Below are 17907 nucleotides of genomic sequence, written 5' to 3'. Positions count from 1 at the left end.
ACGCTCGCAATAGTCCCCGAAGCGCGAAGCGTGGATGGCCGCCTTGGGTGAAAGCGGACCTTAGCTGCCAATGCCCTGAATGGGCGGAAAGCTGGCATCCAAGGCGCACATTACGACCGCTCAACTTCATACAGCGGCCGGGCTTCATTATTGTCCAGGCTTTCGAAGAAGTGCTGGAATGCTTCTGTGAACAAGTGTCGCCGTACCGCCCAGGCGTCGCGAGCGCCCGGCATGGGCTTGGTGTCGCGGACGATGCGCGCATTGGCCTGCCACATCTCGTCCTCGATCAGACCCCGCTTATGCTGGAGGAATAATTCCTCCCAGATACGCAGGACGTAAGTGATGAAGTTTACGAATTGCACGCGCTCCGCGTCATTCAATTTGTCGATGCCAACCTTGCTGCCACGCGCCCAGAGCTCCGCCAACTGCGGATCTTCCGCGATCATCCGGCTTACGCTTTGCGCTTTGTCCATATGATTGCGCTGAGCTGCATCCTTTAACATCTGGATGCCAAGGCGGGCTTGCACGGCTAGGAATAGTACTGACGCCACCACCGCGAGATTCGCGCCGATCTGCACCAGCGTACTGACTTCCTGCAAAAGCATTTCGTCCTCCCCGTTTCGGTGGCGCCTGCCGGGGTTCCCGCAAAGCTAACTTGCTAACGCTTCCGGAAATGTCTGCAATGGGTGGAAAGCTGCCATTAGATCCGCGGCGTTTCCCCTCGACCCCAGCCATTTGTGAACGCAATAAGCGGTCACTATCAGCGCCGAAACCGCAAACAACCAAAATCCAACGGCGCTTAATGGCAGGACACCGCCGCACCATGTAATGGTGAACCCAGCTGCCCAAAGCAGGAAAAGGTCGAACGCGGCAGACAAACAAGCTTGGCAGCGTCACGCGCCGCGAGAGTTGGTCCCTAATCGCTCGCGTCGACAGCGGACATTAACGCGCTCGGGTCAATCCTGAGCGTAGGGTACAAGTTTGTTATGAGTTGCCGGGAGGTGAGTTGGTCCGCGCTAGGGCGATACCGTCCAAAAAGAGGCGGCGGCCCGAGGCATTGACGATCATATAATCGGCGAAGCTTTCGATCGATCGGGTTGCAAGATCCGCGTAACGCTTCAGAGCATCCTGAGCCTCCGCACGCAGCCCGAGCTGACCATAGCTTGCGGCCAGGAAGGCGTAACCGCGCGGATGCGGTTTTTGCCTGACGAACTCCTTCCCGAGCGCGACAGCGTCTGCGAAACGTCCTTGCTGGAAGCGCGCCCATGACAGCAAGCCGACCTGGTTCGGCACGTCCGGACCAATTGGATCGAGGTGCATTGCCCGCTCAAGATGCTCGATCGCCAGTTCGTTGTGACCAATGCGGAGATGAATGATCCCGCTCATGAACCAAACGATAGGTGATCCGGGATTTAAGGCGATTGCCTTGTCACAGAGGGTAATCGCAGCGTCGACGTCGCGTTCCAAACCGGCGACGACTGATGCGGCATTCGCGAGGACGTCGGCGTCGTCACTCGCGACGGCCAGCGCTTGATGGGCCATCTCAATACCCCTGCGGCGATCCTCCTCCGGCTGCTCCGACCACTCGAAGAGTTGGCTGATATTGTGGCACACGGCTCCCAGAGCCAGTGCAGGACCGTAATTCGGGTCGAGTGCCACAGCGCGCTCGATGAGTTCAAGCGCATCCAGAGTGGCTGGCTTTGTGTAAGCACGATGCAGCGGCCATGCACGAAGGTATAGGTCGTAACTGCTCATGTTTTCCGTCGGCCGCCGCGGCATCTTTCGGATTTCAGCCTCTTGCACGCTGGGCTCGATCCGGCCGGCAACCGTGAGCGCCACTCTGTCCTGGAGAGCGAAAACGTCTTCGAGCGAGTCCTCGAACCGCTCGGCCCACAATTGCGCGCCGTCGGCCGCGTCGATCAGTTTGACCGCAATGCGAACCCGACCTGCGTCCCTTCGGACGCTGCCCTCAAGCAAGTAGGCGACGCCCAGCCTTCGACCGACTTCCTGCGGGTCCAAATCCTTCCCTTTAAGCGACAGGCTCGACCCACCCGCAATCACAAAGATTGTACGGATCCTGGAGAGTGCGGTCGCGATCTCCTCAAGCATGCCGTCAACGAAATATTCCTGTTGGGGGTCGCCCGCGATGTTCGCGAAAGGCATGATGGCGATCGAGGGCCTGCCGGCCCGCGTTTTCATTTGAGTGGCTTGTGTGGCCGGAGCGTTCCCTAATACGGCCGCGATCGCGTCAAGGATTTGCGTCCATCCTTGCGCGTCAGTTTCTCCGCGCCATCCTCGCAGGTCCGCACACTGGATTTCATCGAAAGGCATCGGCACCGCCGAGCCATCGAGCGTCAGCTGGACGAGCTTGCCAAGACCGCGGGCACGACTGGCTTCAGAGCATACCCAGTCTGACTGGGCGGCCTCCGCCGACCACAGGACGAGGACCGCTCGCGCCGCAGAGAGCTCCTCTTCTATAGTCCTTCTGAAAACCTGATGAGCCCGAAGTTGAGTATCTCTCCATACCTGATGCCCATGCGCCCGAAGCGCCACCGCAATGCGCTCAGCCTGTTTCTCGGTTGAGCGGGCGTACGAGATAAAGACGTCCGACATGGCGGTCTGATCAGCTTATCACAGGTGCCCCGGCGCCGGTAATCCATGGACGAGCACCGAGCATCCACTGGCCGCAGTCCTTAAGAGCCTATGCAAAAATCCGGCAAGGCTCGGAAGCAGGCATTGGCCTTTGATATCTGCGATGCGTGGAAGGCGACCCCCGCTGCTCTTCAAAGGGCGTTGGCGAGAGATTTTGACGAGCCTGACGGCCAAGGACATGGTTTCCCGGACGTGCTACACCTTGGACAAGGGGGTGCTCGCGATGGCTACGCTAGTCCGACGACGCGCATTCAATCCCGCCGTAGCTCTTGTTCTTCTCCTCGGCGCATCCGTGATCCTCAACTACATCGATCGGGGTGCCCTTGGCGTAGCGGCTCCCGTGATGAAATCTGACCTCCGGCTTTCAGCGACGGCGTTCGGATTGGCGGTTTCAGGTTTCTTTTGGATTTACGCACCGATTCAGTTGATCCTCGGTTGGCTGTGCGATCGGCTTTCGGTCTATCGCCTTTTTGTATTCGGCACCGTCCTTTGGTCAGTCTGCACCCTGTCGATGGGCTTCGTTGGCGGGTTTCTTTCGCTATTCATATTGAGGCTGATGCTCGGAGTTGGAGAGAGCATCGCCTTCCCCGGAAGCTCGAAACTCATCTGCCGTCACGTGCCTCCGGAGCGACGTGGACTTGCAAATGCGGTTGTCGCGGCCGCTCTTGCGCTCGGGCCTGCCATCGGCACGCTGCTCGGCGGATCGATCGTTGCCGCTTTTGGTTGGCGGACTATGTTTGTTGTCTTCGGAATCGCCAGTGCAATTTGGTTGGTTCCATGGCAGCGCGTAGTCAGCGCGCTCCCAACAGATCGCAATGTAACGGAAGCTAGCTTTGCCGTGCGCAAGGTTACCGGGCGGCGGTCGCTGTGGTCGATGGGTGTTGCCCATTTTTGTTGCAACTTCGGCTTCTATTTCCTGCTCGCGTGGCTGCCGCTCTACCTGGTCCAGCAACGCGGCCTTACCATCATTGGAATGACCATGCTGGCGACCGTTGGTTATGCGGTCCAGGCTGGGGCCGCGATTGCGCTCGGAAGCGTGTCAGATCGCTGGACCCAGTCCGGCCGATCGGAAGCGGCAATTCGACGCTGGATGATGATTGTGGGGCAACTTGTGTTCGGAGCATGCATTGTCGGCATTTTCATGGCGCACAGTCTTTTCGCCATCGCTCTTCTGCTCTCGATTGCCGGCATCTGCATCGCTGCCGGGTCACTTAATCTTTATGCCGTCGCACAAATGTTTGCGGGCCCCAGAGCGTCCGGAACGTGGGTCGGCATCCAGAACTCCATCGGCAATGTTGCCGGAATAATTGGCCCGGTGGTCTGCGGCATCCTTATTGACCGAGCCGGCTATGCCGGAGCGTTCATGCTGACCGCGACAATAACGGCCTTTGGAGGGCTGTGGTGGGCGTTCGGAATCCCCGACATCGAACAAATCGAACTCGGCTAATCTGAAGTCCTCCACCTTCTGCAGCGGGTCGAAAGCCGACGCCGGCCGCTCAATGTCCGCAATGGGTGGAAAGCAGACATAAGGCCCGGGCGCTGAACTAGCTGTTTGCGCCCCGACGCGTTACGCTGATGCGTCGTCGCCGAGGGGGGTGGATGTTCAAGCTATCGACGCTCAGACCGCCACACGGTTGGCCCGCCGTTGCCTGGGATTTGGCGATTGTTACGGTCGGCGTTTTGGTTGCGCTCGTTCTCCAGCAATGGGCCGAAGAGAGAAGCGCGGACGCAAAGACAACGGAGGCGCTCAATGGCATACGAGCCGAAATCGCGAACCACTATCGTTCGTCCATCGAATGGCGCGTGGTAGAGCCCTGTATAGTCGCCCAGATTGATGCCTTGACGACGCGTGTTCTCGAAAGCGGTGCTCGCCTAGCTCCGACACCGATACAGACAGAGGCCGACGACTTTCATTTCGTCCTTCGGACCCCAAGCAAGGAATATCCGAAAAGCAGCTGGGAGGCTGCGACGAACGAAGGCTTCGTGGCGAGATTGGAACCGTCGCTTAGAAACGAACTGACTGCCTATTACGCCCAGATCGACGAGCTCAACGCGATGGGACGCACGAACTATTACGAGACAACCGGTGTCAACGAGCTCGGATATCCTTTGCCGCTCGATGCCTCCACCCGCTATGCGATCATTCACCAATTGCAGGATATTCGGGGCCTAGCCGAGTACCACGACACGATCTCAGGACAATTGTTCGATCATATGCAAAAGGTGCGTATGATTCCACCGATCGGCGAAGCGCGAGCCCTTACTCAGCGGTACGGGACATTTCGCTATTGCAAGGCACATCACCTGCCGATGCGAACCCTTGACCAAGCGATGCGCTCCATCCCGAACTGACGCGTGATGACAGCCTTGGGTGGAAATCGGACAGTAGACCCCGCAAGTGCTAGCGAGGGAGCAAGGTGCAAGGGGAGCAACGCGATAACCCTCGAACAGGCTTCACTTGTTGCTCAGATAATCTCGGCCGTCGCGGTTGTCGCCTCTCTGATCTTTTGAGCTGACATTGGGCGCAGCCTGAGAACGTCGCTCGCGCGAGTTTACCGAACGGCTCTGCGAAGGCGGGCACGGGCGCTTAGCTGATGGTCTGCCATCTCGCGCGCTCAGATGACCGATCAAAGGTGAGATGAACAACGCCGGTTTCCGCCGTTTCCGCGCACACGGCGTAGTCCCTCTCCAACCCGCGCAAATCATCCCAGAGGCGAATGCCACGACCGAGAAGGATCGGGGTAATCGCGACGTGAAAACGGTCGACTAGCCCCGCTTTGAGAAAATCGCGCGCGACACCTGCGCCGCCGCCAATCCGAACATCTTTCCCACCGGCAACGGCCGCAGCCGCCTTGAGAGCCTCGACGGGTTCGGCACTGATGAAGTGGAACGTGGTGCCTCCAGCCATTTCGATCGACGGCCGAGGTGAGTGGGTCAAAACGAAAACGGGACACCGGAACGGCGGCTCTTCGCCCCACCAGCCCCGCCAATTTGGATCGTGGGGGAAACTGTGCAGTCCGAACATGCCCGCCCCCATGATCTCCGCACCGACGTTCTCGAAATAGGCTTTGGCGTATTTGTCATCCACGCCGGTCGTGCCCTTGCCGCTCGTGTCCTTGAACACCCGCTCCTGCATTGTCTTCGTCGCCACGTAAGCTTCGACGAGACGCCCCCAATCCGCACCCATTGGCGCCTCCGGCGTCTGATCGGTCGTCGTTGCGAAGCCGTCGAGGGAAATGATCAAATCGACACGAACAGCCACGGGGGTTCTCCTGAGCCATGATAGTAAGGTAGATGCCTTCATATCGATTTACATCACTAAGGCAAGTGCCTTATCTTTCTTGACCAGCGCCACTGCGACTCTTATTCAAACGCATGCCTCATCACACGACTCCCCTCGATCTGGCCTTCCATGCCCTCAGCGACCCGACACGCCGCGCGGTGGTCTCGCGACTCGCAGAGGGCGAGGCGCCGGTGAGCACGCTGGCCATGCCCTTCGATATGGCGTTGCCGTCCTTTGCTCAGCATCTGAAAGTGCTGGAGGACTGCGGCCTAATCATCACCGAGAAGCGTGGTCGCAGTCGCTGGTGCAGGCTGGTTCGTCCACGCTTCGAGGAGGCTGCGGACTGGATGGAGGCCGAGCGTCGGCACTGGGCCGAACGGGTTGATCGGCTGGAAGCCTATCTGGACAACACTGGAGCGGCCTGATGGAAAATCTGTTCGCTACCTGGTCGCCCGATCGCGAGATCGTCCTCGTCAAGCTGCTCAATCATCCACGCACCAAAGTATTCGCTGCCTGGATGGACCCCAATGCGCTCGCCGCATGGTACGGACCGACGGGCCTGAGAATTGAAACCCACGAGGCCGATATTCGAGAAGGCGGCCTCTGGCGCTTCGACATGGTGGGCATGTTCGAGGGCCAGGAGCGGCGCTTCCCCAACCTTATGCGCTTTCTAGAGATCGTACCAAGAGAACGGATCGTTATGGATTATGGCACGCCAGATCCCAATGATCCGGACCGCTTTCGGATGATGGTAACCTTCGATGAACAAGGCGACGGGAAAACCGTCCTAACCTTGCGCCAGCTCCATCCGACTCGTGCTCGACGTCAGGCCGTCATCGGCTTCGGCGCAGTTGAATATGGACTTCAGACACTCGCTGGGCTCGCCACCTGGCTGGGCGGGTGAGCGCTAGCGTGACGCGTCGCACGTCTGCTTTGGGTGGAAAGCTGCCGCTAGAGATCGGCGCTGTCGGGCCAAAGGAAACGCTTGGTCCAGTTCGTTGTGCAAAGCGTCGGCAAGAAAGTTCGCCCGGCGCGGAAAGCGTGCTTCGACCGCTGGTCAGCACGAGCACCGGTGTGCCTCCGTTGCTGATCGCGAACTTGTTCAGCCGCTTGCCGGGCTGGCAATAGGGATTTTCCAAACCCTGTATCATTGCGCGGAGATACACCGCACGGACTGCCTCTAAGCTCTGCCCTGTAAGTCTGCCTCTGGTTGACGGTCTCTCTAGGCCAATATCGTTGCAGACGGGGCGTGGCGCTCGTGCAGTCAGAGTGTATCGGCCAGTTCGCAGGTCCGACATGACGTTGCCGGCAGGACACCATTCCGAGTGGGCGATTGTTGAAAAGACCCAGGCCGTGCGTCCAATCTCGAATGGCTTGGAAGCGTGAGCCGGTCGGGCTGCAGCCATAAACGCGGCGAAAAGTGGAAACATAAGACGATGGTTCCACGTCTGCGGAATGTCTGCAATGGGTCGAAAGCGGACAGGCGCGGGTGGTTTAAGACCAGTGAATATTGTCCGCTCGGACTTGGTTCTTGCGTGCCGATCGGGCGCTCGACCGCGCCTTTGCATCGGAACTTCGTGCGCCAGCAAAGGCAAGTAGCTCTGAGACCCACGGTCCGACGGTCAAAGCATCAACCCACAGAAGCTCGGGGTCCCTACTGCTGATAGTCATGTCGAGCACGAGCTGCCGATCTAACAGCACTTTGAACGTGCCCACGTCGCCCTCGATCTCCTCAGGTAGAGCAGAAGGGCGCCACTGAGCGTCGATGCGCCAGTGATGGCTATCGAAGGTCCATGAGGCCCAGGGAGTCTCGGGGTCGTCGAATCCGTCAATTTCCGTCACCCCCTTTGGCGCAGTCCACTTTGCACCTCGTGTCTCCGATTTACCCATCCACAGCTGTGCCATCTTCAGTAACTCAGGAATGGCGAGGTTCAGGCGAGTTTCGGTCACCCAGAGTGCTGCTTTGACAGCCTTGGCGAGCGCGAGCCTGTTGCGCTCAACTTCGACCGCGCTCGCTCGATCCCGGGCGCCGTCAAGCCGAGTACCCACTTCCTTTGCGTGCTCAGCTTCCCTCTCCTGAGGAGAGAGCAATTTGGGTCGATCGGGCCTCGATCTAGACCACCGCATGATGACCCAAGTGAATAGTGCGGTAACTGCTACGAGTAGGATTGACTGGGTCATGGCAGGGAACTCCCCGCCCGCCAGTGTGACACGGCGCTTCGAAAGAAGCCACGTGGAAGCGATCCACCGCAAGCCCAATGGCAGGAATGGGTCGAAAACAGTCGTTTCTCCAACGGCAGCTTTGAGTGGAAAGCTTCAATAGTTGCCCATCCGACCATCGGATAGTCTTCCTCCCTAAGTGTCGGCGGCCCCTGGCTCACCTCTGGCGCGTTGCCCTGGTGAACTCCCCGGCATTCCCGGCTGAGAGCCGAGGTTATTGCCCTATGAACATACTTTCCCTGATCACGGCCGGCGCGGCAATCGGCGTTGCAGCCCCGCTCGCGACCGCCCAGCCAACCGCCCGTGAGAGCGGCGCCCGGGCCGTGACTCTGCAACCCGGTCCCGCGCCCTTCATCGCGCCGCCTCCGATCCGCCAGATCGTAGATCAGCAGCTTGGTACCCGCTATCCCACAAGTGAGAGGGAGGCCGTTGCCCGTTGCGCCACGGCCGCTCTGGCCGAAGGGGCGATCCTGTACGGCATCAACGGCTTTGCTGGGACGAATGGCTATGCGGGCTATGCCGGCGCCTATCGTCCGGGTGCAACGGGCGTGCCGGGCTTTCCCGGAGTTGCCACGACCATGAGGGTCAGCGCAATCACCGACGTGCAGCAGCGGTCGGATGGGATGCGCGTCAAGGGCTTGATCGACAGCGGGGTCGTTTATCGCGGCGGCTACGGCGGACAAGCCTATCAGGGCGCCGGGGCAGGCGGCCAGCCCTACGCCACCCACCATCCCAGCAACAATGACCTCGCGTTCCGCTGCAACCTCGATACGGCCGGTCTCGTGACGAGCCTGCATGTCGAACGCCACACCACGACCTACCGTCGCTACTGACTCGTAGATCGTGCGGGAGAAGGTACCGCTGCACAGGTCCAACAAGCTACGAACCTCCCGGGCGCCAATGGCAGCTTTGGGTCGAAAGGTGACACTCCGCTGGTAGCAGCTTTGGGTGGGAAGCCGATATTTGGAATTCACTTGCAGTGGCGAGGAACCCGCAACATTTTTACGCGGACCTGCAAACGGAAATAGTGGACTTTGCAATGGTAAAGACGTTGCTTTTCTCGGTGGCCTTCGGCGCCTTGGCTACTTCGCCCGCACAGTCGGCTCCGCCATCCTCGACGGCGCAACTAATCGCGCGCGCGGAGTCGGCGGCGCCCGCGGATGTAGCGAACGGTGCGGCAGTCATTCTTTTTGATGAGAAGGGACAGCCGAGCACGCTGCGCAAAGGAACGAACGGTTGGACCTGCGTGCCCTATGACGTTGGAACCCCCACACGTTCGCCATTGTGCCTGAACCAAGGAGGGCTGGCATGGTATTCGGCAGCGCTTGCAGGAAAGGAACCGGACCCGAACATTGTCGGCTATTCGTATATGCTCAAGGGCGGATCCGTTTGGAGCAATACCGACCCCGCGGCGACCAAGCCGGCTGGAAAAACCTACGTTGCTGTGCCGCCGCATGTGATGATCATGAGTGCCAAGCTTGCGGCGGGTTCGGGCCTGCCTTCCGGTGAGGCAACTCCCAACACTGCGAAGCCATTTGTGCTGCTCGGTGGCACACCATTCGCCGTGATCATCCTTCCGGTCGCCAGACAGTAAGACGACGAAATAGGCCGGCCTATCTTCCAGCAACTTTAGGCCTCGAAAGCAGACGTAGACGCTAATGACCGCTCTGGGTGGAAAGCGGACGTCAGAACTGACCCGCCTAAATTCTCCGGGGTGGGCCACTCTGCTTGACGATCGGACGCATTTACTCTCCAGCCAATTGACCATCGTTCCGGGGGGCTCTCATTCCTAATGTTCCCGCAGTGCTGGCCGCCTTGGGTCTCGCGGCTTCCTCCGTTCCGCCGGCGGCTCCTGCGCCGCTGACCTGGCCGGACTTGTTTAGCCGACCGCGCCCTCTGCCGAGCGCCACCGTTCGCTATGGCACCGACGCATTGCAAGTGGTCGACGTGTGGCTGCCTGCAGGACGCGGACCCTTTCCGACTGTGCTGATGGTTCATGGCGGCTGCTGGACGACGTCGATTGCCGATCGCCATATCATGGACTGGGCAGCCGAAGACCTGCGCCGCCGCGGGTTCGCCGTGTGGAACATTGAATATCGCGGAGTCGACCGTCCAGGCGGTGGCTATCCAGGCACTTTTCGGGATACCGCCGCGGCCGCGGATGCACTCGCAGCGAATGCCCGACGCTTCCACCTCGACGTCCGGCGGATCGTGTCGGTGGGCCACTCAGCGGGCGGGCATCTGGCGCTTTGGCTAGCGGGACGTCGCCGGCTGCCAAAGTCGAGTTCATTGCGCAGCGCTCACCCGCTACGGATTGCAGCTGTAGTCAGCCTTGGGGGTCTGCCCGACCTCGAAGAGGAGACGAAAGTTCCCAACGGATGCGGAAAGACCGTCAGCGCAACGCTAGCTGGTGGCAGTTACGCTGAAACATCAGTGCCGCGCCTAGCGCCACTCGGGGTCCCACAAACTCTTGTAAATGGCCGGTTGGACAAAATTATTCCGGACAAGCTGGCGACCGACTATCAAAGGATGATGCGCGCCGCGGGGGATCCGGTGGTAATCCGCTGGGTGCGCAACGCTGGCCATGTTGATTTGATCGCTCCTGGGACGGCCGCTTGGGCCGTGGCGGTCCAGTCGATCAATACAGCGCTTAAGCGCTGATGTCCGCAATCGGTGGAAAGCAGACATAAAGAGCGGGCCTAAACGGGCGCTAGTGCGGTTTCCTCGCAGTAAAAGTCGTACTCCGCATCGACGGTATGGTACCCTGCCGCCACGTCGAGGTGGCGACTAATCCGAGCAAATTGACATAATCAAACTGCTGTTCGCGGTCGCGATGAACTGTGCAAAATCAATAGATTAAATGGATGTCATGCGGAAACTGGCGCAGCCAACAGCCGTTGATCCTTCGACTTGGAAGGAGAAACTACATGACCAAGCTTCTTCTGGTGTTTGGCGCGGCCGCAGTTGCGATGACCGCGGCGCCGGCCGATGCGCGGCACTATTCGAACGTCGTGAAATGCACGAAGTATCGCCACGGCAAATGCGTTCGCTGGAACCGCCTGACCCGCAGTCAGGCTCGCAAGGAAGCCTACAAGGTCGGCTACGTGTTCGGACCGAACTACAGCTATGTACCGGTCGCTCAGCTCCCGCAACCAGTCGTTACGCAGTACAATCTCTCGCCGGATTACCGCTACGTCTATCGCGACCACTACGTCTATGTCGTGGATCCGAAGACCTATGCAGTGACGCGGATCATCGACGCGCTGACTCACTAAGTGACGTAAATTGGAACAGCGAGGCCGCCGGTGCTCAGCCGGCGGCCTTTCGCACTGTTGAGCGTTGTCGATTGCGATTGAATCATCGCTTCGTAAATGCCGGTATTCTTCGTCTTCATTGCCGTAAGGTCGCCGCCTTCCTAGGTAGGCGCAACGACTTCGCGAGGGCTATCTGATGGGCTCGCTAGTCACCCATCCAGAAGTTCCACAACGTCGAAGACGCGCTCTGCGGATAGACCGCGAAAATCGACTGGCCAAGATTGCGCCCATCGACCATGCTCGACGCACGATCATAGTGTACCTGGCGGCTGCCGGCGAGGTGCCCGCTGGCGTAGGTTCCAACCCCAGCCTCCTGCGCTGCCACAGACTGGAACCAGGCAGCATTGAGATCGCCGCCAAGCGCGGCCGTTCGGCCGAACGCCCATTGCAGATCATTATCGGGGTAGAACATGATCGTCCGGAATGCGATGACGTTGTGCAGTCCCCTGAACACCGGCCACCAGGGGTTGAAAGCGTCATAGCCGTTCCCTGATCCGCCAGCTTGCACCTGTCGGTCGTAAAAGGATGGGAGGACCTCGCACGACATGATGATCCAAGAAGCGAGCACCCCCTTGCCAGCTGCCCATCCATAGCCGGGATTGCTGCCCGTGCCGATATTGCGCACGTCCCAGATGTCGCAGCAATTGCGATCGGCAGAATTGATCAGCCAGTCGCCGTGCGGGACCGTGTAGGCGACGTTGACCGCGTTCAGATAGTAACGCGACGCGGGCCCGACGACTTCCCATGAGTGAGCCTCATACCATTGGGTGCGCGTGACCGGCGGCGTCCAGGTGCGGGACGTCAGCGCGCCGTAGAAGGTGTTCGACATGCTCACATAACCGCTGTCGTTGCGCCAATCGATATTCGCATATTCGCCGAGCGTGATGTCGTCCGGCGTGGGCGGCCAACCGATCCCACCGCGCGACAGCCTTGGATCCGGCCCCTTCGGCATGTTGGGGCGGTCTCCAATCGGGGGCGCGGCAAGATCGGGGATCGGTTCGACCGGCTGGCTGACCGGGACAAAGCCCGAAACCCGGACCGGTGACAGCCTCGAATCTCGCGGACTTACGGTCGCTTCGAAATGATAGACTGGCTGCAGGAAGTCGCGATCGTTGTCATAATAGGCAAGTTCAACGAGATCGACGACAGCTGTCGTCGTCTTCTCGTTCGCGACGGCGCGCAATTGCCGCAGGATCTCGTTCCTGACCTGATCGGGTCCGACAAGCGTCTTCACGCGGCCGGCTTCGGCCGCCGTCCGCCAGCGCCGCACAGCACCCGCGAGTGTTCCATCACTCGCGAAGCTCGCGACGGCATGCGAGCCCCGCCCGTAGACTTTGAGCCCTGCAGCGTACCGGATTACCGGCGCCATCGTCATGACGAGCAGTGGCTCGACACGTGTTGCCCCGCCTCCAGCGCCCGGCCTGCTGCCGGCGCCGCCCATCACGGGGATGAGCTCGGCAAGACGCCATTCGGTCGCGTCCTTGGGAATGAAGCGCGGATCTCGAAACGTCACCGCGGCTCGCTTCAAAATCTCGTCTGCAGCGAGTTTTGGCGTGCGCCGGGCCGTCTTGATGAGCTCGGCTATGGAAGGAATGAACTCGGTCTCGCCGCTCTCGCGATCGACAAAGGCACGGGTGAGCAAGGCCCCTTCCCGGGTTTTGTCCGGCGATCCCGCGACCGCCGTTTGCACGATGTAGCCTTGCTTGCCTGGCTTGAGGGCCGACAGTCCTGCGGCTTTGAGTTTCTCGTCGAGGAATTCGACTGGCGCGGCCGTCGACCTGAGCTTGAATAATTGCATCCCGTCAGGCGCTCGCGGGATATCGACGGTAATGCGAATATTGCCGCCGCCGGCATCCGTCCTTTTTGCAACTTGCTCCGCCGGCGCGGTGGTGGATTGCTGCGCGACGGCCGCAGCCGAAATTCCAGGCGAAGGTACGGGCGCCGGCTGCGCTAAGGAACTCTGCCCTGCGTTCGCCAAGGCGATGGCGCAGAAAAAACGGCAAATCCCCGACACGGTCTTGGCTCTCAGCGTCGATAGGAGATGGTTGCGCAGTTGGTCAGCCATGGCACTGAACTCCCCGATTGCGGCGCGAAGAATTTCGCGGCGCCAGGTCGATCAGCGCAGATTCGGCTCGCTGCGGGCCGACATTATCTTCTCGTCGGGGTTTGCGCGCAAGTCGTCTCGGAGCTCTTGAACGTTCGCGCTTTGCCTTAGCCGGCTTCCGACTGCTTGGACGTTGTCCGGTTACCGAGCACATAGCCCGCAATTCCGCTGAGAAGCGCGATTACGGCTTCACCTGCGATGACGCCGAGCAGACCAAGCAGGGAAGCCGCCAGCACAATGAGAATGATGGTCGCGAGCTTGGGTATGTCCGTTTGTTGCAGAATTCTGGCGATGCTCGCGCCACTGAGATTCCCCTTCCAGAACAGGATCGAGTAAACGACAGCCGCGCCTGCGATGAGGATGCCGAAACCGATTAGTCCGAGTTGGGACAGAGTGATTATGAAGCGCAGCAACTCAGGCGTGACGTGAGTGTTCATCTATGCCTCCCCGCCCTGGTCGAGGAGAAGCAGATACTGCTGATATGCAAAGCGGGAAAGAGAGTCTGCTTTGGGTGGAAAGCAGCCATTCGCGAAACGGCTAAAGCCAGCGTCCAACGCGGTTCTTGTACGCGAGATACTCGTGGCCGAACGCCCGCTCGAGGTACGCCTCTTCCCTTGCAATGACGAGCTTCTGGACGATCGCAAGAACCAGCGGAAGCAAGATCAGCGCGGCCAGGCTATTGAAAACGACTGCGAGCCCAACGTAGAAAATTGCCATCCCAAGATACATCGGATTACGGGTCCAACCAAGGATGCCGGAGGTCACCAGCGAGCTGGCCGGTTTGAAGGGCAGAATTGCGGTACGCCTGCGCAGAAATAATCCTGCACCCGCGAACATGACGAGGAAGCCGATCACATCCAGTGCGCCGCCGGCAATGCTGCGGGTCATGATCGGCAAATCCAAGGTCGGCAAATTGAGGAGGCGCTCGGCGCCAATGCCGATGGCCAAGCCAGCCAGATAGATCAGTGGGGGCGGGAAGCGCACGTTCGCCCCATCCATTGCGTTCGCCATTTAGTGTCCTTTCGGTCAGCGCTTTGGTCGGCCAAGGAAAATTCGCCGCGCCTGCCAGAGACCGCAGATATGAGCCCTTTCCTGGCCGCACCAATCAAACGAGCGCTGGTCGGACCCAGCCAGCCTTATGACACTGCGATCGAACAACAAGTAGAACGGGCTACCGCGTGAGATCCATTTCCATGAAAATCGTACCGGGCGGCGTCGGACCGTAATAGGCATCGATACGATGAAACCCCGTCCGCTCGTAGAGGCTCGCCGCGGCGGTCATCGTCGGAAGCGTATCAAGTCCGAGGACGAAATAGCCCCGATCCTTTGCTAGATGAATGACCGTTTCCGTCAGCGCCTTGCCCAGACCGAATGAGCGGGCGGCCGGCACGACGTAGAGCCTTTTCATTTCGCATGTTTCGCCATCGTCGAGAGGGCGCATCCCAATGCACGCAATAGGTAAGTCGACTGAATCCCATGCCACCAGAAGCTCGCCTTCGGGCGGCGCGTATTTCCCCGGCAGCTGGGCCATTTCTGAACCGAAATCCTGATAGTCCAGGTCCACCGGCAACGAGGCTGCGTAAGCGGCAAAAAGATGTCGCACCGCGTCAAGCTCGCAGTCGGCCCTTGCGGGTCTGATTTGGAACGGCGGTTTGATTGGCTCGTCGCTAATGCGGCCATCCTATTTGAACGCCGCCAACGCCTTCAATGGGTGGAAAGCTGACGCGTTCCGGCACCTTAGCGCGCCAGCTGCGGGTAATAGATCACGGCATAAGCGATGACCCCCGCGAGCAACGCTGCGGGCGACGCCACCTGCACCCATGCGCGTTTGACCAGCAGCGGCAAAACGACCGGTACCACGAACGCGATCACGAGATCGTTCTCGTTGCTCCAGTTGCTGACTCCTAGCAGCGCTCCGGCGAAGAAGTTGGCCATGATAGAGGCGAGGATGAGCACCAGCGTCGCGCCGATGTAGGTCGGGCCCTCGCACTCATGGAACCGCTGCAGGTTGTAAGTCTCGCCGCCCTCGAAATCGGGACTGACTAGCGCGCACACGAAGTAGTTGATGATCACGAACAGGAAGCCCGCGGCGATGGTGCCGAGCGGAAGGCTGCCCTCGGTGCGGAAATCCCACAGACTGATCCAATTGATTGAGAGATTGCCGAGCGCGACCAGCATCCACATCAGGTGGGGCCAGGAAAATACCAGCTGGCGGCGGTGGCGGATCATTCGCGTCCACGCGAACAGCAAATGTGTCAGCGCCAGCGTGTATATGAACGAGAAAAACAGAATGATGAATTCGAACGGGTTCATCGCGTCTGTCCGCGCCAGCCGTGAAGCGCCTTCGGCAGGTGGAAGTGCATGGATACGGGGCCCCCCGGCACGCGCAGGCTAACAGATGTTGTTGTTGGGGCAACGGGTTTGCGAAGCTAATGGCAGCTTTGGGTGGAAAGCGGACAGGGACTCTGTTTGCGACCAAAAACGACGTAAGCAGACTTCGTTACTGACGGAGGATACTCAATGGCTCGTCGTGACTTCCTCAAGTTCGCTGCCGGAGTGCCGTTGCTGGCGGCTTTTGCTCCAGCCGCCGATGGGCAAAACAAACAAACCGCTAAGCCGCTCAACATCATGATGAAGAGCGCGTGGGGTTCAGATGATCCGACAAAGGCGGCATTTCCGTTTCTACATGGTCATGCACTGATGAGTGCCGGTCATCACGTGCAGATCTTCCTTCTTGGCGAAGCTGTCGGCCTGATGCGCAAGTCCGAAGCGCAGGCCGTTGTTCCGGTAGGTTGGCCTCCTTTGATCGAAACCATGCAAAAACTTGCTGACGCTCATGTTCCAATCTTCGCATGCGGGGCATGCTCGAAAGCGCGGAACGTTACGGAGGTTGATCTGGCCAATTGGGGAGCCAGGTTTGGCAGCCCCCCTATTTTCGTGTCCCTGGTGGAGTGGGCGGACAGAGTGATCACTGAGTAGCACTATGTAATCCGCCCGACCGCTAGCGGCAGGAATAGGTCGAAAGCAGACACTCATCCGATGGCTGCTTTTGGTGGAAACCTGACTCTAGCGGATGGGTAAGGGATCGCGCGACCTGCGTCGCACTAAGGCGCCAGTCACCAATAAGCCTGAAAGCATCAAGGCCCAAGTTGAGGGTTCAGGGACTGCGGGAGTTCCACTTACGTGGAGCGTTTCGCGGCCTGATGGGGTGTCATAGTTACCTGGCGCGCCAAAAGCGCCATCAGCAAAACTGAAGGCGGAAACCCCGGCACCAAAATTAAAATTCCAGACCAGAGCGTCAGGCCCCGTGCCCTGATCGTTCCAGTTTACGCTGCAACCACTAAGACTGCAGGTATCGAGTTGTGACCCAGGAATGCTTCCCGTCCCCGATAGATAGTTATCGACGGTAAACTGAAACAGGGTTCCGCTGCTATAGTTGGTGACCAAATAGGTTACCGAAGCACTTGCAGGCGTCGCCCAAGCGCAAGCTGCAGCCAGCACAATTAGAATCTTCCGCATTGCACCCCCCAATATGGAACGCTGGATATACCACGGATTCATATTTCGTTATACCCTGGGAATTTAACCACTCCCCCGTGAGCGCATTTGCTTGCTCAGGCGGCTAATGGCGGAAAGGGGTCGAAAGGCGACATCGCGCAATGGCAGCTTTGGGCGGAAAACAGGCATTAGCTCCGGGCGCCAGGCTGTTAACGCCGCGGTTAATATCGTTAGGAGTTCTCCGTTAACACGCCTAAGACCGGAGCAGGGCAGCATTACACTTACCGGCGGTTCGGCCGATCTGGCGACGCTGTCCCCAGTTGCGGGGCGCTCATGCTATCGCAACCCTGGAGCAATCAAATGCGCAAGATCGTCTTCGCCGCGCTTGGCGCGGCCACGCTGCTTACGTCAATGCCTCTTGCAGCTCAGGACCTGCCGCTCGTCGGCGGCGATTATTGGGACGTCACTTCGGTAAAGATCGATGACGGTCACTTCGCCGACTATGCGGACTTCCTGGTCAGCGATTCTCGCAAACAAAATGAATATGCAAAGTCCAAGGGCTGGATCAAAGCCTACTATGTTCTCAGCAACAACAATCCACGCAAGGACGAGCCTGATCTTTACCTGGTGACGGTGAGCGATCGAATGCCGACTCCATCCGAGCAGATCGCTCGCAACAAGGAAATGAACGCCTACCTTCAAAGCGATGATCGCAAGCAAATAGCGGGCAGTGGTCACCGCGCTACCTATCGCCACATCACGGGCGACATGCTGCTCCAGCAGATGGTCCTGGCACACTGAATGGGCCTTGGGGCGTCTCTCGCATTCGGCGGCGG

21 protein-coding genes are annotated in these 17907 nt (G+C 59.4%); 10 read left to right on the top strand and 11 right to left on the bottom strand.

Annotation, left to right across the window (positions count from 1 at the left end; genetic code table 11):
• Positions 1-110: 110 nt before the first annotated feature.
• Positions 111-605 (bottom strand): hypothetical protein, encoded by a 495-nt coding sequence (locus tag V8192_RS06515; protein ID WP_341632235.1) that lies wholly within the window; start codon positions 603-605, stop codon positions 111-113.
• A gap of 379 nt (positions 606-984) precedes the next feature.
• Positions 985-2613: a TIR domain-containing protein gene (locus V8192_RS06510; RefSeq protein ID WP_341632234.1), complete on the bottom strand. Its 1629-nt coding sequence runs from the start codon at positions 2611-2613 to the stop codon at positions 985-987.
• A gap of 262 nt (positions 2614-2875) precedes the next feature.
• Here V8192_RS06510 and V8192_RS06505 point away from each other — a divergent pair, with 262 nt between their 5' ends.
• Together V8192_RS06505 and V8192_RS06500 are read left to right on the top strand one after the other, a co-directional pair.
• Complete coding sequence (locus V8192_RS06505) at positions 2876-4099, top strand: MFS transporter (RefSeq protein ID WP_341632233.1); 1224 nt, start codon at positions 2876-2878, stop codon at positions 4097-4099.
• Positions 4100-4251: 152 nt separating this feature from the next.
• Positions 4252-5004, top strand: a complete 753-nt coding sequence (locus V8192_RS06500) for a hypothetical protein (protein WP_341632232.1) — start codon at positions 4252-4254, stop codon at positions 5002-5004.
• 235 nt (positions 5005-5239) lie between these two features.
• Here V8192_RS06500 and V8192_RS06495 read toward each other — a convergent pair whose 3' ends face one another.
• Positions 5240-5956 carry a dihydrofolate reductase family protein gene (locus V8192_RS06495; RefSeq protein WP_341632231.1) on the bottom strand — a complete coding sequence of 239 codons (717 nt, stop codon included), beginning with the start codon at positions 5954-5956 and terminating at the stop codon, positions 5240-5242.
• Positions 5957-6027: 71 nt separating this feature from the next.
• On the opposite strand from V8192_RS06495, the gene V8192_RS06490 reads away from it, so the two are divergent.
• Both V8192_RS06490 and V8192_RS06485 read left to right on the top strand, forming a co-directional pair.
• Positions 6028-6360, top strand: a complete 333-nt coding sequence (locus V8192_RS06490) for an ArsR/SmtB family transcription factor (protein WP_341632230.1) — start codon at positions 6028-6030, stop codon at positions 6358-6360.
• Positions 6360-6839 (top strand): SRPBCC family protein, encoded by a 480-nt coding sequence (locus V8192_RS06485; RefSeq protein WP_341632229.1) that lies wholly within the window; start codon positions 6360-6362, stop codon positions 6837-6839. Before V8192_RS06490 ends, V8192_RS06485 begins: the two co-directional genes overlap by 1 nt.
• Positions 6840-7429: 590 nt before the next feature.
• Here V8192_RS06485 and V8192_RS06480 read toward each other — a convergent pair.
• Positions 7430-7984, bottom strand: a complete 555-nt coding sequence (locus V8192_RS06480; protein WP_341632228.1) for a hypothetical protein — start codon at positions 7982-7984, stop codon at positions 7430-7432.
• A gap of 395 nt (positions 7985-8379) precedes the next feature.
• Here V8192_RS06480 and V8192_RS06475 point away from each other — a divergent pair, with 395 nt between their 5' ends.
• The 4 genes from V8192_RS06475 to V8192_RS06460 all read left to right on the top strand — a co-directional run bounded on the left by V8192_RS06475 (position 8380) and on the right by V8192_RS06460 (position 11430).
• Entirely contained in the window at positions 8380-8988 is a 609-nt protein-coding gene (locus V8192_RS06475; protein WP_341632227.1) for a hypothetical protein, read from the top strand.
• 146 nt (positions 8989-9134) lie between these two features.
• On the top strand, positions 9135-9749 hold the full coding sequence (locus V8192_RS06470; protein ID WP_341632226.1) for a hypothetical protein: 615 nt from the start codon (positions 9135-9137) through the stop codon (positions 9747-9749).
• Positions 9750-10093: 344 nt separating this feature from the next.
• Positions 10094-10816, top strand: coding sequence for an alpha/beta hydrolase (locus V8192_RS06465; protein WP_341632225.1), 723 nt, complete (start codon positions 10094-10096; stop codon positions 10814-10816).
• A 266-nt stretch (positions 10817-11082) separates the two neighbouring features.
• A complete protein-coding gene (locus V8192_RS06460) occupies positions 11083-11430 on the top strand; it encodes a hypothetical protein (RefSeq protein ID WP_341632224.1) in 348 nt (115 codons plus the stop codon).
• Here V8192_RS06460 and V8192_RS06455 read toward each other — a convergent pair.
• The 6 genes from V8192_RS06455 to V8192_RS06430 form a co-directional block, all read right to left on the bottom strand.
• Positions 11427-11549, bottom strand: a complete 123-nt coding sequence (locus V8192_RS06455; RefSeq protein ID WP_341632223.1) for a hypothetical protein — start codon at positions 11547-11549, stop codon at positions 11427-11429. The two genes, V8192_RS06460 and V8192_RS06455, sit on opposite strands and share 4 nt — an antisense overlap.
• Before the next feature lie 65 nt (positions 11550-11614).
• Entirely contained in the window at positions 11615-13534 is a 1920-nt protein-coding gene (locus V8192_RS06450; RefSeq protein ID WP_341632222.1) for a DUF6345 domain-containing protein, read from the bottom strand.
• A gap of 146 nt (positions 13535-13680) precedes the next feature.
• Entirely contained in the window at positions 13681-14010 is a 330-nt protein-coding gene (locus V8192_RS06445; protein ID WP_341632221.1) for a hypothetical protein, read from the bottom strand.
• 100 nt (positions 14011-14110) lie between these two features.
• Positions 14111-14584: a methyltransferase family protein gene (locus tag V8192_RS06440; RefSeq protein WP_341632220.1), complete on the bottom strand. Its 474-nt coding sequence runs from the start codon at positions 14582-14584 to the stop codon at positions 14111-14113.
• 160 nt (positions 14585-14744) lie between these two features.
• On the bottom strand, positions 14745-15137 hold the full coding sequence (locus V8192_RS06435) for a GNAT family N-acetyltransferase (RefSeq protein WP_341632313.1): 393 nt from the start codon (positions 15135-15137) through the stop codon (positions 14745-14747).
• 173 nt (positions 15138-15310) lie between these two features.
• Positions 15311-15886 carry a hypothetical protein gene (locus tag V8192_RS06430; protein WP_341632219.1) on the bottom strand — a complete coding sequence of 192 codons (576 nt, stop codon included), beginning with the start codon at positions 15884-15886 and terminating at the stop codon, positions 15311-15313.
• Between the two features lie 207 nt (positions 15887-16093).
• Between V8192_RS06430 and V8192_RS06425 the strand changes: the two genes are divergently transcribed.
• Complete coding sequence (locus tag V8192_RS06425) at positions 16094-16552, top strand: DsrE family protein (RefSeq protein ID WP_341632218.1); 459 nt, start codon at positions 16094-16096, stop codon at positions 16550-16552.
• Positions 16553-16639: 87 nt separating this feature from the next.
• Here the strand turns inward: V8192_RS06425 and V8192_RS14650 are convergent, their stop codons facing one another.
• On the bottom strand, positions 16640-17092 hold the full coding sequence (locus V8192_RS14650; protein ID WP_373276322.1) for a PEPxxWA-CTERM sorting domain-containing protein: 453 nt from the start codon (positions 17090-17092) through the stop codon (positions 16640-16642).
• 339 nt (positions 17093-17431) lie between these two features.
• Here V8192_RS14650 and V8192_RS06420 point away from each other — a divergent pair, with 339 nt between their 5' ends.
• Positions 17432-17872 (top strand): hypothetical protein, encoded by a 441-nt coding sequence (locus V8192_RS06420; RefSeq protein WP_341632217.1) that lies wholly within the window; start codon positions 17432-17434, stop codon positions 17870-17872.
• The last annotated feature ends 35 nt before the right edge of the window (positions 17873-17907 follow it).

The organism is Sphingomonas agri (assembly GCF_038148795.1).
Taxonomy (GTDB): Bacteria; Pseudomonadota; Alphaproteobacteria; order Sphingomonadales; family Sphingomonadaceae; genus Sphingomicrobium; species Sphingomicrobium agri.
The sequence above is the reverse complement of the archived record's forward strand: the minus strand, read 5'-3'. Positions and strand labels throughout refer to the sequence as shown.